The 15671-nt window shown below is 41.3% G+C and carries 15 protein-coding genes; 7 read left to right on the plus strand and 8 right to left on the minus strand.

Annotated features, from left to right (window positions below; genetic code table 11):
- Positions 1-6: 6 nt before the first annotated feature.
- Positions 7-1398 carry an XdhC family protein gene (locus G561_RS0110095; protein ID WP_028859449.1) on the plus strand — a complete coding sequence of 464 codons (1392 nt, stop codon included), beginning with the start codon at positions 7-9 and terminating at the stop codon, positions 1396-1398.
- Complete coding sequence (locus G561_RS0110100; RefSeq protein ID WP_028859450.1) at positions 1398-2204, plus strand: NTP transferase domain-containing protein; 807 nt, start codon at positions 1398-1400, stop codon at positions 2202-2204. The genes G561_RS0110095 and G561_RS0110100 overlap by 1 nt, the downstream gene beginning before the upstream one ends.
- A 95-nt stretch (positions 2205-2299) precedes the next feature.
- On the opposite strand, the gene G561_RS0110105 is transcribed toward G561_RS0110100, so the two are convergent.
- Positions 2300-3046, minus strand: a complete 747-nt coding sequence (locus G561_RS0110105) for a YebC/PmpR family DNA-binding transcriptional regulator (RefSeq protein WP_028859451.1) — start codon at positions 3044-3046, stop codon at positions 2300-2302.
- Between the two features lie 407 nt (positions 3047-3453).
- On the opposite strand from G561_RS0110105, the gene G561_RS0110110 reads away from it, so the two are divergent.
- The 3 genes from G561_RS0110110 to G561_RS0110120 all read left to right on the plus strand — a co-directional run bounded on the left by G561_RS0110110 (position 3454) and on the right by G561_RS0110120 (position 6441).
- Positions 3454-4284 (plus strand): ion transporter, encoded by an 831-nt coding sequence (locus G561_RS0110110; RefSeq protein WP_028859452.1) that lies wholly within the window; start codon positions 3454-3456, stop codon positions 4282-4284.
- A 62-nt stretch (positions 4285-4346) separates the two neighbouring features.
- On the plus strand, positions 4347-5657 hold the full coding sequence (locus G561_RS0110115; RefSeq protein ID WP_028859453.1) for an ABC1 kinase family protein: 1311 nt from the start codon (positions 4347-4349) through the stop codon (positions 5655-5657).
- A gap of 109 nt (positions 5658-5766) precedes the next feature.
- Complete coding sequence (locus G561_RS0110120; RefSeq protein ID WP_028859454.1) at positions 5767-6441, plus strand: YoaK family protein; 675 nt, start codon at positions 5767-5769, stop codon at positions 6439-6441.
- 46 nt (positions 6442-6487) lie between these two features.
- Here G561_RS0110120 and leuE read toward each other — a convergent pair whose 3' ends face one another.
- A complete protein-coding gene (leuE, locus tag G561_RS0110125) occupies positions 6488-7144 on the minus strand; it encodes a leucine efflux protein LeuE (RefSeq protein WP_028859455.1) in 657 nt (218 codons plus the stop codon).
- A gap of 187 nt (positions 7145-7331) precedes the next feature.
- The gene (locus G561_RS0110130) at positions 7332-7829 is read right to left on the minus strand and encodes an Lrp/AsnC family transcriptional regulator (RefSeq protein WP_373277690.1); all 498 of its coding nucleotides are present in this window, start codon (positions 7827-7829) and stop codon (positions 7332-7334) included.
- A 266-nt stretch (positions 7830-8095) separates the two neighbouring features.
- Here G561_RS0110130 and leuA point away from each other — a divergent pair, with 266 nt between their 5' ends.
- On the plus strand, positions 8096-9853 hold the full coding sequence (gene leuA / locus G561_RS0110135; protein WP_051584493.1) for a 2-isopropylmalate synthase: 1758 nt from the start codon (positions 8096-8098) through the stop codon (positions 9851-9853).
- Between the two features lie 86 nt (positions 9854-9939).
- On the opposite strand, the gene G561_RS0110140 is transcribed toward leuA, so the two are convergent.
- The 5 genes from G561_RS0110140 to G561_RS14430 form a co-directional block, all read right to left on the minus strand.
- Positions 9940-10197: a YfhL family 4Fe-4S dicluster ferredoxin gene (locus G561_RS0110140; RefSeq protein ID WP_028859458.1), complete on the minus strand. Its 258-nt coding sequence runs from the start codon at positions 10195-10197 to the stop codon at positions 9940-9942.
- 24 nt (positions 10198-10221) lie between these two features.
- Positions 10222-11004, minus strand: coding sequence for a YdcF family protein (locus tag G561_RS0110145; RefSeq protein ID WP_051584494.1), 783 nt, complete (start codon positions 11002-11004; stop codon positions 10222-10224).
- A gap of 229 nt (positions 11005-11233) precedes the next feature.
- Positions 11234-11623 carry an ACP-like domain-containing protein gene (locus G561_RS0110150; RefSeq protein WP_028859460.1) on the minus strand — a complete coding sequence of 130 codons (390 nt, stop codon included), beginning with the start codon at positions 11621-11623 and terminating at the stop codon, positions 11234-11236.
- 458 nt (positions 11624-12081) lie between these two features.
- Positions 12082-13539, minus strand: a complete 1458-nt coding sequence (trhP, locus tag G561_RS0110155) for a prephenate-dependent tRNA uridine(34) hydroxylase TrhP (RefSeq protein WP_028859461.1) — start codon at positions 13537-13539, stop codon at positions 12082-12084.
- Positions 13540-13773: 234 nt separating this feature from the next.
- Complete coding sequence (locus tag G561_RS14430; RefSeq protein ID WP_051584495.1) at positions 13774-14307, minus strand: Spy/CpxP family protein refolding chaperone; 534 nt, start codon at positions 14305-14307, stop codon at positions 13774-13776.
- Positions 14308-15065: 758 nt separating this feature from the next.
- Here G561_RS14430 and G561_RS0110165 point away from each other — a divergent pair.
- The coding region (locus G561_RS0110165) for a hypothetical protein (protein ID WP_028859462.1) at positions 15066-15671 on the plus strand (606 nt) is incomplete at its 3' end.

Here is a 15671-nt window from a genome sequence, read left to right on the forward strand (position 1 = left end):
TCCTCTATGAATAATGTCTCTGACATTCTAAAACTTGCTGATCAAGCTCAAAGCGAGCAGATTGAGGCAGTATTGGCAACTGTGGTGCATACCCAAGGCTCTGCCTATCGTAAAGCTGGAGCAATGATGTTAATCTGCGCTGATGGCCGATCAGCAGGTATGATTAGTGGCGGTTGCCTTGAGCCACACATTATCAAAAAAGCTTTTTGGCTGACTCGTCAAGGGCCGGTAGTGCAGGTGTATCAAACCGGTGATGATAATTATGACAGTGCTAAACATGAGTCATGGACAGAGAATGATGAAGCTGATAACGAGGATTTAGATAATGACTATTTTGATAGCGAGCTAGAGCTTAATTTTGGGATAGGTTGTAATGGCAGAGTGCACGTGTTGTTTGAAAGGTTAGCTACTGCTTTGCCTTTACTGCAGAGCTTAAAGCAAGTACGTCAAACTGGTAAGCCCCAAAATGTGGCTACTTTGGTTCGTTACCAACTCAGTGGCTGTCAAAATCAAGCACAAGCAAGTCATTATCAAAATCAATCAAGGAATTATCAAAGCTCGGGTCGTATTGAATCGGAGCCACCTATTGGCTTACACGTTGATCTAGATCAGTCAGCTATAACTAAGGAGACTGTGTATTTTAATCAGGTCAGCGAACCGGTAAAAAACAACCCGATTCTCAATAAAGCAGTAAGCACTCTAAGCTCAGAGCATTATGCACAAAACAAAGCTCAGTTTGTCACCTTACAAGGGCTAAGAGATAATCAATTACAGCATAGAGTTCAGACCCAGTGGTTGGTACGCCGTTTACAGCCCCAGATTAAGTTGCTTATTTGTGGGGCGGGTAATGATGTAATGCCTTTAGTGACGTTAGCCAAAATGCAAGATTGGCACGTTACCGTTATTGATAGCCGTAGTCATTATGCTACCCGCTCTCGGTTTATGCAGGCCGATAAAGTGTTGTGTCTGCCTTTACAGGATAAGGATACCCTTATTGAGCTTAGTCGTAATGCAGCAGTGGCGGTGATGTCGCACAGCTTGACTCAAGATAGAGCTCGGCTGAAAGTGTTGTTTGCGCATCCTCCTGCCTATCTAGGTCAGTTAGGCCCTAAGTACCGTACCGAGCGTTTGATTAACGAGATTACCGAGGCGTATGACGGTAATGTTGCTAAGCTTCAACCTGGTATCGCTAAGTTACAGTACCCAATCGGTTATAAGCTTGGAGGCGAGGGACCAGAAGCCTTAGCTTTAGGTATTATGGCGCAAATGAATGCTGTTATGCACGAGGTAGACCTAAGTACTGTAGACTCAGGTAATATAACTAGTAAACAGCCTACGCATCGCTCACAAGTTGATTCATCTCAGGCGGCTAATGCACGATTTGAAGTGTTTAATTGATGATAAAGCAAAAAGTTGGCAATAAAGACCTGAACTTACCGCAACAATCTCATGCTGTGATTATATTGGCCAGCGGATTAAGTCAGCGTTTAGGTCAACCCAAGCAGTTATTGAAGAAGCAGTCTCAACCGCTGCTTGAGGTAATGACAAATATAGCATTGGCCACTAACCCCAGTGCCATTTTATTGGTTATCGCTAGTTCACAGAGTGAAATAATCCAATTAAGCCAGTCCTTGTCGGCACAGCATGATGTGGTAGTCCCTGTGATTAACACTCAACCTGAACAAGGTATGGCGCACAGTTTAAGTTTGGCGATTACTGAGTTAAATCGTAAAGTAGCCAATGGCTTAACGATACGGCGGGTAATAATATTGGGGATCGATCAAGTTTTGCTCGATGTTAGTCATTTGAGTAATTTGCTGGCCGATTTTAATACGGATAAAAATACAGGGAAGTCTAACTACGCTAAATCCAGCGGCTGTAAGAAAGTTGTCGCTAGTAGTTATTGTAGTTCACACAAGATTTTGGAAAACCAATTATCCAATATTGAAGGTCTTATAACTGACCCTTTAAATAGCAACATTTCAGATAATGGACAACGGATTATCGGTCTGCCTATCAACATTGATTACCCGCTATTGACGCAGTGGCAGCCATTACTTAACGGCGATAAGGGACTACGTCACTTAATTAGAGATTTATCGAGTAAGGATCTGAGCGTGGTTGACAATATCAAGCTAAGTCTCGATATTGACACCCCCGAGCAGTTGCATTTTGCGAGAAAGCAGGGCTGGCTAGACCCATAAAAAATCCCGCCAATAGTTTAGCGGGATTTTTATAGCTGATGTCTTAATAATAGAGCTGTCTTTTATCGCTTTATATATCTTAGTGATAAATAGACTTATGACAGTTGCTCTAAAATCTCATCTGGGAAATCAACGTTGGTATGGACGTCTTGTACATCATCCAAGTCTTCTAGCATATCAATCATCTTCATCACTTTTTCAGCATCTTCAATATTATCGATTAACGCTGTGGTTGAAGGTGACATGGTCACTTCAGCATTACTTGATTCAAATCCAGCTTCGGTCAACGCATCTTTAACAGCACCAAAGTTTTCTGGTTCAGTGATGACTAATAAGCTTTCACCATCGTTTTCGATGTCAACTGCGCCAGCATCTAAGGCTACCATCATAATGTCATCTTCTAATGACACATCATCGAAGATAATCTCACCACGTTTGGTAAAAAGATAGGCCACTGAGCCTGAAGTCCCTAAGTTGCCATCAAACTTAGTAAACGCATGACGCACTTCGCTCACAGTGCGGTTTACGTTATCGGTCATGGTTTCAACCAATACCGCCACACCGCCAATACCATAACCTTCATAAGTCAGCTCATCCATTTCGCCGCCTTCAGAGTTACCGGCGCCACGCTCTATTGCACGTTGGATGGTGTCTTTGGTCATGTTGGCTGATAGTGCTTTTTCTACTGCTGCACGTAAGCGAGGGTTGGTTTCTGGATCTGGATCACCTTGCTTGGTCGCTGAGACAAGCTCACGAATAATCTTGGTGAAGATTTTGCCACGTTTGGCATCCTCTTTGGCCTTCTTGTGCTTAATATTTGCCCATTTAGAATGACCTGCCATAATGTGTTTATCCTTATCAATTACGTTGAATAAATTAATTGTCAATACGACGTTCATTTTATAAAGGCCTAAGGGCTGAGTGGTTGTAGAAATAGGCCAACCACAGCACCTTGAAGCCGCTTAGCTACTGATTTATAAAATTTGGAATTATAGGCTGATTAGAGTTTTTCCTAAAGTTAGCTAATTATAGCAGAAATATATGTTTTGATTTTAGCCCTAGTTTAGGGGCCACAAAGCCATAAAAGTAGTAGTTAAAGTAATTAAGTGATTCACTGCGGGGTAGGTTATTTGCAAAATTACTTGGTATGTTAAAGTAATTATGGCTGAAACAAAGTTGATGGAATAGGTAACATTGTTAATTGAATCACGTATAATGAGTTTCCATTATAGACTAGCCACCCGTATTTATGAAAAAACTATCCTCAAATACGCTAAATAACCTACGTGATCGTATCCATATCATTATTGAAGGAACGGATACGCCTTTAGGTAAGTTATTTGATATTTTCTTGCTGATTGCCATTGCTACCAGTGTGGCAGTGGTAATGCTCGATAGTGTACTGTATCTACGTTTGCAATTTGGTACAGTCTTCTTCTATGCAGAATGGTTCTTTACCATTTTATTTACTATTGAGTATTTATTGCGACTGTTTTCGGCGCCAAACCGAGTTCGCTACGTTTTCAGCTTCTTTGGCATAGTGGATTTACTGTCAGTATTGCCAAGTTATCTAAGCTTGATATTCGGCGGCGTTCAATACTTGATCGTGGTGCGTATCCTGCGTATTTTGCGTGTATTTAGGGTTCTCAAGCTTAAGTCTTATATGCAGCAAGCTGGGTTTTTGGCCGCAGCGCTTAGAACCAGCCAGCAAAAGATCACCGTTTTCTTCTTGTCCCTGGTGCTGCTGGTTATGATTTTCGGCTCGGTCATTTATGTGGTCGAAGGGCCAGAGAATGGTTTCACCAGTATTCCAGTATCTATCTATTGGGCAACGGTTACGCTGACCACGGTTGGGTACGGTGATATGTCACCTAAGACGCCCTTAGGTCAGTTTATAGCAACCATGGTGATGATGACCGGTTACTCCATTATTGCGGTACCAACTGGTATCTTTACCTCAGAGCTTGCCAAAAGCATGCGACCGCAGTTGCACCCAGTTACTTGCCCTAACTGTGGTAAGTTTGGCCATGCCGCTGGTGCTCAGTTTTGTGATAGATGTGGTCACGAGCTACATATTTAATTTTCGGTTATAATTTATAGACACAGCTGTCTTAATCTCTTTATGGGTTAAATAAAATAACAATGCCTAATCTACTAAGAAAATCTTTTAATGTCGTCAATCGTGTCCGCCACACCGCCAGTGTTGCTGGACTATCTGCGTTAAGGGTTGCCAAAGGCGAGCGTCCTGATGCGGTGATGTTACGTGAGACCTTTGAGCAGTTGGGTACTACTTATATCAAAATTGGGCAGTTTATTGCCAGTACGCCTTCGTTATTTCCGCGTGATTATGTGCTTGCTTTTCAAGGTTGCCTCGATCAAACTACGCCTTTGCCTTATAGTTACATTGAGCAAGTGTTAAAAGAAGAGCTGCTTACTGAGGGTCAAAGCTTAGAAGATTTATTTAGTAATATTGACAAAAAGCCTTTGGCTTCGGCCAGTATTGCTCAGGTGCATGCGGCAACTTTGCCTGACGGGCGCGAGGTGGTGCTAAAAGTACAAAAGCCTGATGTTGAGGTCATTATGCAGACCGACCTTGGGGTGCTGCACGGCATTACCAAGCTTATGGAAAAATTAATGCCAAAAATGCGCTTTGCTAGTATCTCGCCTATTATTGATGAGATTCGTATTCGTATGATAGCGGAGACGGATTTTATTGCTGAAGCATCCAATATTCGAGACTTTCAGCAGTTTCTGCAAATGACGGGTAATACCAAAGTTGTGGCGCCAGAAGTGGTGGAAGAGCTCACTACTAAGCGGGTGCTGACCATGAGCCGTCTGTACGGTATCTCTATGATTGATGAAGTGGCGATGCGTCAATACTGTGACGATCCAGCGCAAGTCATGGCCGATACTTTAAATACTTGGTTTGCCAGCCTCATGTTCTGCAACAGCTTCCATGCTGACTTACATGCTGGAAATCTGATGCTGTTAAAGGATGGCCGTATCGGCTTTATCGACTTTGGTATCGTTGGGAAGCTTGCGCCAGAGAGCTGGCAGGCGTGTCTAGGTATGATGCAGGCACTGCAAGAAAATGACTATGTCACCATGGCAGGTTGTATGATTGATATGGGTATGACCCATGAGCGTGATAAGGTTGATCAGGCGCAATTGGCAGGCGACTTAGCTAAAATGATTACCCGTATTATGGCAGAGGATAAGACCTATACCAGTGGTAAGCCCTTTAATAGCAAAGAGCAGGCAGATGAGCTGAACAAAATGATGTTAGAAATTGTCGAAGTCGGCAAGCGTCATGGCATCCATTTCCCTCGTGACTTTGCTTTATTGACCAAACAGATGCTTTATTTTGACCGTTTTATGCGCACTTTAGCTCCTGATATGGATATGTTCAGTGATGCTAGGGTGAGTCTATTAGGCAGCGACTTTAAGCAATAAAAGCTAAGCACCAGCAGCTAAGTATTAGACGTTGAGCAATAACTGATAATAAGTAAAGCAATAATAGACAATTGGGATTTGAGCAAACACTTAACAATAAGTGGTGGTTATGATAACTAAATTACCTCTATGGATTTTAATAGGTGGAGCGGTTCTAGCCTTTAGTGCTGGCTGTGTGAATATTATCGCTTTAAGTGGTTTTACTAACCTTTCTGTGTCCCATGTGACCGGTAATGTTAGCCTTTTTTCTTCTGCCATTGCTCGATTTGATTGGTCCGCTATCTTCTTTATTGGCGCATCGCTACTGTCTTTTTTGGCAGGTTCGATACTAAGTGGCTACCTGATAGGGCAGCGCTCATTGAAGTTGGGGCGCAGCTATGGACTGGCGTTATTTATTGAAGCCAGTTTATTATTCTGTAGTTTTTTATTGTTTTTTCAGCACGTCTATTGGGGTCAGCTATTAGCCGCTATGGCCTGTGGTCTGCAAAACTCAATGGTAGCGACTTATAGTGGGGCGGTAATTCGTACTACGCACTTAACCGGTCTTACCTCAGATATGGGTGCTGCCATTGGCAACTGGCTGGCCGGCCGTCCTGTGAACAAAATGATGCTGGGTTTTCAGACCATCATTTGGTACAGCTTCTGTGGCGGCGGTGTGGTGGGGGCTTTCGGGTATTTTGCCCTGGGTTATACCGCGATGTTAATACCGGTAGGCATCGTATTAATTGCAGCATTCCTGTATCAAATCACCTCAAATAGACTGCCTGAGATACGTGAGGAATAAGCTTGTCTTATATAAGTTTATTTTATATTACAGCTTACAGTACTGCTTACATCAGCTGAGCTTGCCATAACTTGATGGCAAAGGTGATAAATAATAATCCCACTAAACTCATGCTCGATACGATTAGTAAAGGGTGTTGGCTAAATTTTCGAGCCAGCCCCTGACCTGCAAAGGCTAAAATACTTAGATAGGCGAAGCTAATACACTGCAAAATTATTGCTAATAACAAAAAAGTCAGTAAAGGATGCGGGTAACTGGGGTCTACGAATTGAACAAAAAACGATAAGAAAAATAAAATAGCTTTAGGATTGGTCAAGCTAAGTAGCATGGCCCGATAGAAGTAATTTTGATGAGTCGCTGGGACACTTAGCTTGGGGCTGGCTCCAGCCAATACTGCGCGCTGAGTAAAAGTGCGATAAGCGCCGATTAACAGCTTCACCCCAAGATACATCAGATATAAGCCGCCCACTAATTTTATGGCATTAAATAGGGAGGGGTACAGCTTTAGCACACTGCCAGCGCCAAATACGGTGATCAAGATTAATATACCGTCGCCGACGAAAATACCGGCTATGGCCCGATAACCTTTACCGATACCTTGTGAAGCTGCGACTGATAAACAATATAGGCTGTTAGGGCCTGGCAATAATATAATGGCGATGGTGCCAAGAATATAAGCTGTAAGGTCAGTTATCCCGTACATGAAGGCTCCTATCGCCTAATAGTATTAATCGCTTATTAGATATAAGCCAGTTATCAAGTGTAAGCTGAATATTATAGTTAATTTTGGTTAACTTGCATCAAAATTCAACTCTCTTTTTAAGTAATTCTGGCAGTTTGTAGGGGCTAGGGGCTAACTTAGAGTACTACTTAAACCGCTACTTAAACTATTAGCTGATAATACCGCGGTTAAATACCTCACGCAGCTCAAAGCTGGTATGAACCTGACTGACCCCTTCGATACGGTTTAACCGGTGTAATAAAAACTCTTCATAGTGGGCCATATCTCGGACCACTACTTTTAGCAAATAGTCCTCGCTACGACCGGTGACAATACTACAGCTAACCACCTCATCAAAACTTTGAATCTTATCCTCAAACTGGGCAAATCGCTCTGCGGTATGTCGATCCATGCTCACTGCAATATATATTGCCAGACTATAACCCAGCTTTTGTGGGTTGACTTCTGTGTGATAGCCGGTAATGATGCCACTTTGTTCTAGGCGTTTGATGCGCCTGGCACAAGGGGTAGCGGATAAATGTACCGCTTCAGCAATATCAGTGATACTCATACGCGCATCTTGTTGTAACAATATTAGAATCTGGCGGTCAATATTATCAATCTCGAACGGCTCTGGATGATTTGAGTCAGTGGGGCGGTTTATCATAGTCATTATTACAGATTCCTAGTAAGAATATAGTGTTTTTTGCTAATGAATGTTTAATTTTTAGATTTTAACACTAATTTTTGTTAAAATTCAGGGGTATTTTGCAGTATTATTTTTAAAATACTTTGTTATGATATTCAGTATAGATTAATATATAAAGCGGCCAACAAGGACTAGCTATATAATATTTATTAAGTCTGTATTTATAAGTCTGTGGCACCAAGCTGTTAATTGTAATTAAAAAAATAGACCAAAGAGGGCAATCCATGAGCCAAGTTACTAGCCAATCTCCAACTGTTGAACCCAAAATCAAGCCAAAGTTCGATGCTTTTGACTTCCGCAAATATCAACCTTTTGCGTTTGCACCAAATCTACCAGATCGTACTTGGCCGAATAAAACCATTAAAAAAGCTCCAATGTGGGCCAGTGTGGATCTGCGTGATGGTAACCAAGCCCTAATTGATCCTATGACCCTTGAACAAAAAATGCAGTTTTTTAAACTGTTGGTGGAAGTGGGTTTTAAAGAAATTGAAATTGGCTTTCCGTCAGCGGCGCAAGTGGAGTTTGATTTTGCTCGTAAATTGATTGAAGAAAATCATATTCCCGATGACGTAACCATTCAAGTACTCGTTCAAGCACGTGAGCATCTAATTGAGCGTACTTTTGAGGCGTTACAAGGCGCACGTCGTGCGGTAGTCCACGTATATAACTCAACCAGTAAAGTGCAACGTGACAAAGTCTATGCCAAAGATTTAGAACAGATTAAAGAGATTGCAGTAAAAGGCGCGAAGATGCTTAAGGATCATGCGGCCAAGCACCCTGATACTGAGTGGGTCTTTGAGTATTCTCCTGAAAGCTTTAGTCAGACTGAGCCGGATTATGCGGTGCAAGTGGTGGATGCGGTTAATGAGGTGTGGAAGCCAGAAGAGGGTCAGCAAGTTATCATTAACTTGCCAGCGACTGTAGAGTCTTCTATGCCAAACGTCTATGCCGACCAAGTAGAGTACTTCTGTCGTCATGTGAAAAATCGCGAGCATATCATTGTCAGCTTGCACACCCATAATGACCGCGGTAGTGCTGTGGCAGCTGCTGAGCTTGGCGTGCTGGCAGGTGCTGATCGTATCGAAGGTACTTTGCTAGGCAATGGTGAGCGTACCGGAAATATGGACATCATGATTATGGCAATGAACCTTTATAGCCAAGGCGTTGACCCTGAGCTGGACTTAAGTGACATGAGCCGTATCGTTCGAGTGGTCAGTGAGTGTAACAACTTACCAGTACACCCACGCCATCCTTATGTTGGTGAGTTAGTATTCACAGCCTTTAGTGGCTCGCATCAAGATGCCATTAAGAAGTCGCTTGACTACAATGAGAAAAATAGTGAATTGACACAGAACATCTGGGACGTGGCCTACTTACCGATTGATCCGGCACACATTGGTAGAAGTTATCAAGATGTGGTACGTATTAACAGTCAATCAGGTAAAGGCGGTGTGGCTTATATTCTACAGCGCAACTATGGCTTTAACTTACCGCGCTGGATGCAGATTGACTTTAGCCGTGTGGTACAACAAAAGGCGGAAGATGTTGCTCGTGAACTGAAAAACGAAGAGATCTTGGAAGCGTTTGAAAACACTTACCTACACAATACAGGCTATGAGCTATTAGACCATAACATCAATAACAAAGGGGGAGAGGTCGAGTTTAACGGGCAGATTACCTTAAATGGTGAAACAATCGATATCTCTGGCCATGGAAATGGTCCACTGTCCTCCTTCATTGATGGGGTGGCCCGTCATACTGGTAAGCAGCTACACATTATTAACTATTCGGAGCACGCCATCAGCCCTGAGTTTACTCATGATGATGAAGAAGAAGGTCAAAGTGACAAAACCAACGCTAAAGCGGCGGCTTATATTCAACTAAACGTTGATGGTGAAATTTACTCTGGCATTGGTACTCACACCAGTACCGTATCGGCGATGTTGAAAGGGGCATTATCCGCGCTATCTCAGGCGTTTTAGGTTTAAGCCTGCTACTGGGTTAATAATAAGCTTTTATAAAAAAAGACCTGTCTATTAGACAGGTCTTTTTTTTGTATAGACAGTTTTTATTTTGACCAAATGGCTTTGTGCTTTTGCAGCAGCTCTGCTTCGGTTTCAATACGCTCAGGATCTGGGATAATGCAGTCAATAGGGCAAACTTTGTCACAGGTCGGCTCATCATAAAAGCCCACGCACTCTGTGCAAAGGTCGGGGTCAATGACATAAGTTTTTTGCCCTTTTTGATCATAGCTAATGGCCTCATTAGGGCACTCAGGCTCACAAATGTCACAGTTGATACACTCAGAGGTAATCTTTAATGCCATTGTTATCTCCTAAAAAGTTATGGTTCAATACTCACCTAAAATCCAGCCACTAATATAGGCAAAGTACTCACGGAACCATGAGTTATAACGAGTGGCTAAAGGGGTGGGACTCGCCAAAGTAACGATATGGGTAAATCCCTGCTGTTCAGCAATGGCTTTGGAGCGCGGGATATGAAAGTCACTGGTAACAATCGCAATAGGATCATCTAAAGAAATCCCTTTATCGGCTAGAATTTTTTTACTGAATAAAAAGTTCTCTTCAGTGCTAGTGCTTTTTTTCTCTTGATAGATATCCTCGAATGGAATGCCATGAAGGGCGTATAAATAATGAGCCATCGCTTCGCCTTCACTACGGGTTTCACCAATACCGACCCCACCACTGGTAATGACAATGGCTTCAGGCTGCTCTCGGATTAAAGGTACAGCTGTGTCTAAACGACTTGCCAAAGTTGGTGTTGGTACCCCATCTTGGATACCTCCGCCTAGAATAATGATGGCATCTACTGTTTCAAGAGGCTCGTTAGGCTGTTTTATATGGCTGTGCAGGGTAAAAGCAAATATTATAAAGCTGACGAGCCAAATACCAAAAATAGCCCAAAGTGTTTTCCAAATCGTACGTAAATACTGATGTCTGCTAAGTAGGTGTTGAATTTTAAACCAAAAAACCGCATGGGTAATAAAGACAACACCAATTAAAAAAGGCATAACCGTGCCAAAGTTTATCTTATCAGCAGCAATTAGTAGGGTGCAGTCAATGGTTAGCACCAATCCAATGACTAATAATAGGGCTCTTATGATATTAAGCATAACCTAGGGGTTGTGGAAAGGGTTAGCAGCGTATTATAACGTTAAATGATAGTTATTTGGAGCCGATGCTACTTTTATTACTTAATTTCAAGCCATAAAAAAAGCTTGGCGCCTAGCAGCCAAGCTTTTTAACTTATTTAATTATTTCTTGTGTTCCTTTTTATGTTTAGTTCCCTGAAAATAAAGGCTATAACAAAAAGGTTAATAGCTTCAATAGGTTAATTACAGATTAACCTTGACCGACAGCGGTACAGTTTTGATAAGCACTGTCATTAGAAGGAGTATTGATACTGACAGATTGAGCAAAAGGCTTATCTTCAGAAGGTAAGCTAGCAGTTAAGTTATAGCCTTGATCTGAACTAAAGGCGACAGCAGTTTCATTGGAGCTGGCCTGATCTAGTGGTAATTGCTGAGTATTACCATCTACCTCAAATGAAGCTTCAGTAGGAGTGCCTTGATTAACGGTGTAATTTACTGTGACTTGCTCGCCCTGGTCACATTGATAATTGGCACTGACTTGTTGAGGAGAAGTAGTAGCCTGCTCGGGAGCAGTTTCAGCAAATGCTGGTGCGCCAAGAACAGTTGAGAAACCAAATAATGCGATTGCTAACTTTTTCATAATAAAACTCTTTTATTTTTTAGTGAATTAAAATGCGCATCATCTCATTATCAAGCATGACAGTTTTGTCGTTTATCTAAATATCTACCTATGTCTTACTCATAGCCTAGTAACTTGGGCACGGCGACTCTTTACCTTAAAGCGTCTTATTTAATCTTAGATGTAGCTGCTTAGAACTGACTCTAATTGCCGTACATAAATGTTTAGATAAACTTGCTTGTGATGGCAATAAAAATATTAAGAGTTCTTATCGGCTCTCTGTACTCAAACTTTGTAAGGTTGCGTTAATTGCATAGATAATATCTTATAGGACTATTTGCATCGGGTGTTCTGTGTAATCAAAACACCCAAATGTTGTTGTAATCCTTCAGATAGGGCAGTTTATTTTAAAATGTTGCGATAAAATATTGAGCTTTATCAAATAGTTAACTTTAAAATAACTGATTGAGACAAAGCAGTTAGCTAAATATGGGTTGTTTTACGTTTTTCATAATCAACGCAAACTGTAGCATCTCATGATCGATGTCTTTAAACGGATTAATAATTTGTGCCGTCCATCCCGAACCCAATGCTGCTTCTATAGGATTGCCTTTTTTGTCCCACATTTGCTCAAGCGTATAGGTCAGGTTGCCTTTAGGCGTCATTACCTCAATTGTATCGCCGACCTCAAGTTTATTTTTAATCTCCAAAGTCAGTCGATCATCAGTGATATCAATTACCTCAGCGACAAATTGCTGCTGGTCGGTTTTTGAGGCGCCGTATTCATAGTTTTGATAGTCGCTGTGAACATGACGACGTAAGAAGCCTTCGGTGTAGCCTCGGTTGGCTAGCCCATCTAAAGCCCCGATTAAAGACTCATCAAAAGGCTTTCCGGCGACGGCATCATCAATGGCTTGGCGATACACTTGAGCAGTACGGGCCACATAGTAGTGCGACTTAGTACGGCCTTCAATTTTTAAGGAATGTACGCCCATGGCGGTCAGCTCAGGGACCAATTCGACGGCGCGCAGGTCTTTGGAGTTCATGATATAAGTGCCATGCTCATCTTCATACATGGCCATCAATTCGCCTGGACGGTTTTGTTCTTCTAGTAACACCACTTCATCGCTTGGTGCTTGCACATAATCATCACCCATAACCACGTCACCGTTAAGATTGACGGTTTCGATTTGTTTTGAGTCAGCAGTCTGTTTTGAGTCAGTATTAGCGGGGTTGAATTGCTGTACTTCGTTTTGGACAGGCACGATATCACCGGTGACGTTCTCTTCAGCTTTATAAGTGTTGTAACTCCAGCGGCAAGCATTGGTACAAGTACCTTGGTTGGCATCACGTTTGTTGATATAACCCGACAGTAAGCAGCGGCCAGAGTAGGCCATGCATAGCGCACCATGTACAAACACTTCAATCTCCATGCCGGGTACTTCATCGATGATTTGTTTAATCTCTTTTAATGACAATTCGCGAGAAACGATGACACGGCTTACTCCCATTTGCTTCCAGAATTTAACCGTTGCCCAGTTAACGGCGTTGGCCTGTACTGACAAATGGATTTCCATCTCTGGAAAGTTCTCACGCACCATCATAATCATGCCAGCATCTGACATAATTAAGGCATCGGGTTTCATTTCAATGACGGGACGGATGTCTTCAATAAAGGTTTGAAGCTTGGCATTATGGGCCTGAATATTGACCACCACATAAAACTTCTTGCCTAAGCTATGCGCGTATTCAATACCACGGCGTAGGTTGTCTTCATCAAAATCATTGTTACGCACGCGCAGGCTATAACGTGCCTGACCGGCATATACCGCATCAGCACCATAAGCAAAAGCATACTGCATATTCTTAAAGGTACCAGCAGGGCAAAGAAGCTCTGGAGCGCGCTGTGTCTGAGGGTTTTGATTTGATTGAGTCATAACATTACCTATATTTTGGCTAGCCACAGAGTTGTTGGCTGGCTCTGGCTTTGTATCTAAATTTATAAAGTGAGGAAGCAGATTATATGCTTAGGAGATGGGCGTATTATAAGCTATATATAGTCATCATTAAACGGATGCAGGGTAAGAAGCGTCTATAGGAATAAAACAGAAAGTCAGCTTTATGCTGACTTTCTTTCAAGGTAATTGATTGTTTGCTTAGATTAGTAATCGTTACTTAGCATTAAGCTTGGTTTTGTATAAAGATATCAGCTTTTCAAACTGTTCGGGGGTTAGCACTGCGCGAGCATTTTTTATGCAGTTTCGGCGAAGCTCCATATGAGCCATTTCGGTATCACTGATTCGGCGCATTAATGGGGTAGTGATATCATCATCGGCCCCCTCGATAAGAGCAAGTCGCAATTGTCCGCGTAGAGCCTTTTCATTAGCTTGTAGCGCTATACGCTGCTTCATAACTGCTTTACGATAAGTGGCAAAAGCTTCAACTTGAGCAGGCGTAAGTTCTAGTTGCTTTTCATGCGTCATAATAAAGGGCATAAGTTCGATAATAGGAAAGCTACTATCTGCGTCTACACTAAGGCCTTTATCTTCAACAGGTTGGATTAGATCTGGTAAGGTAGCTGCTGGCAAGGTATTATCTTCGGCTACTGGTTGTTGCACCGAGTTACTGGTGGTTGGAGAAGTTTGACAAGCAGTTATTAATAATCCAGAAAATACTAAGGCTAGTGCAGGTTTTACAATATTCAAAGCGGACTCCTTTCAGGCAAAAGTAATCAGTTAGCAGCATAGGTAATATTATAGTCTATAATTTATTATATTATATTTAAGTATATAAAAGAACTGTAAAATAAATATTGAATAAATTTTGTTTTTCGAAGATTAGGTTATTGAATTGCCAGTTATCACAGATGATAAGTTGCTATAAACATCAGTAAATCTAGACAGAATTAATACACTTCACAATATCTATAGTATTGCTGCTAGCGCTTTTAATTATTGTAAAAACATATCTATGTTGGAGGATTATAATCTGTATCAAATGTTTCAAAATTATTAAAATATTTTTTTTTTCAAACTAGATAATTATTATGTACTTGATATAATAAGTTTACATAGAGTAAATAGGTTTTATGTGTTGTTTTTATTCACATTTAAATTTTATTATTTTAGCTAAGCTCTTGCTTTTTGTTGAGGGCCTCAAGTTTTTTTAATAATATTTATTGTTGAAATTGATGGTTGAAATATCGACAGCAAATACAACTCAATCTTTGGGTTTAAATAAATATTTTAGCTTTTAGTTAAGCCGGATCACTTTAGCTAACAAATATAGTGAAAAGTGTCTATAAGGTAAAGTTATCATGAAACTATATTGCTCATTTGCATTATCAATTTATCAAAATGCACTGTTGATCAGACATTCCATATTCTATATTTTTCCTCATTCTCTTTTTTATTCTTAAAATTAAAAACTTTAATCATTTCATATGTATATAGGTAACCTTATTATGCAAAAAATTATTGTAAAAGTTAATAATGCCACTCAAGTTGTCGCTGAACATACTGTGATTACCCAAGATGGTAAACCTACTATTATCAAAGCGTCTCAAAAAGTAAATTATGAGTTTTTTGATACAAAGACAGGGTACGCGCCGCAGCATATAGTTACCAAGCGTGTGGATAATGACCTACACGTGTCTATGCAAGGAAATGGTGAAGAAAGTGATTTGATTATTGAAGGTTTTTATGATGAAACAGACAGTGCTCTAATTGGCCTAGGAGAAGATGGTCAATATCATTACTATCTACCTGATAGTGGAGATGTTGCTGACTATATAACAGAATTAATACCCGGTAGTGCTGAAGGGCAAGTGTTAGGTAGTGAGTCATACTTAGTGCCGTGGTGGGTTGGTGCTACTCAAGGTGAAACATTTAACGCACTTCCTTGGTTGGTCGGTTTAGCAGGCGTTGGTATAGTTGGTGCAGCATCAAGCAGTGATGGCTCAAGCTCTAGCAGTTCTGTGCCTCCGTCACAAGATGAAGATAAATTACCATCTGATGCAAAAGACGCCATCGATAAAGCTGTACAAGCTGAAAAAGAGGCGCAGGATGCC

It is taken from the genome of Psychrobacter phenylpyruvicus DSM 7000 = NBRC 102152, from assembly GCF_000685805.1.
GTDB lineage: Bacteria > Pseudomonadota > Gammaproteobacteria > Pseudomonadales > Moraxellaceae > Psychrobacter > Psychrobacter phenylpyruvicus.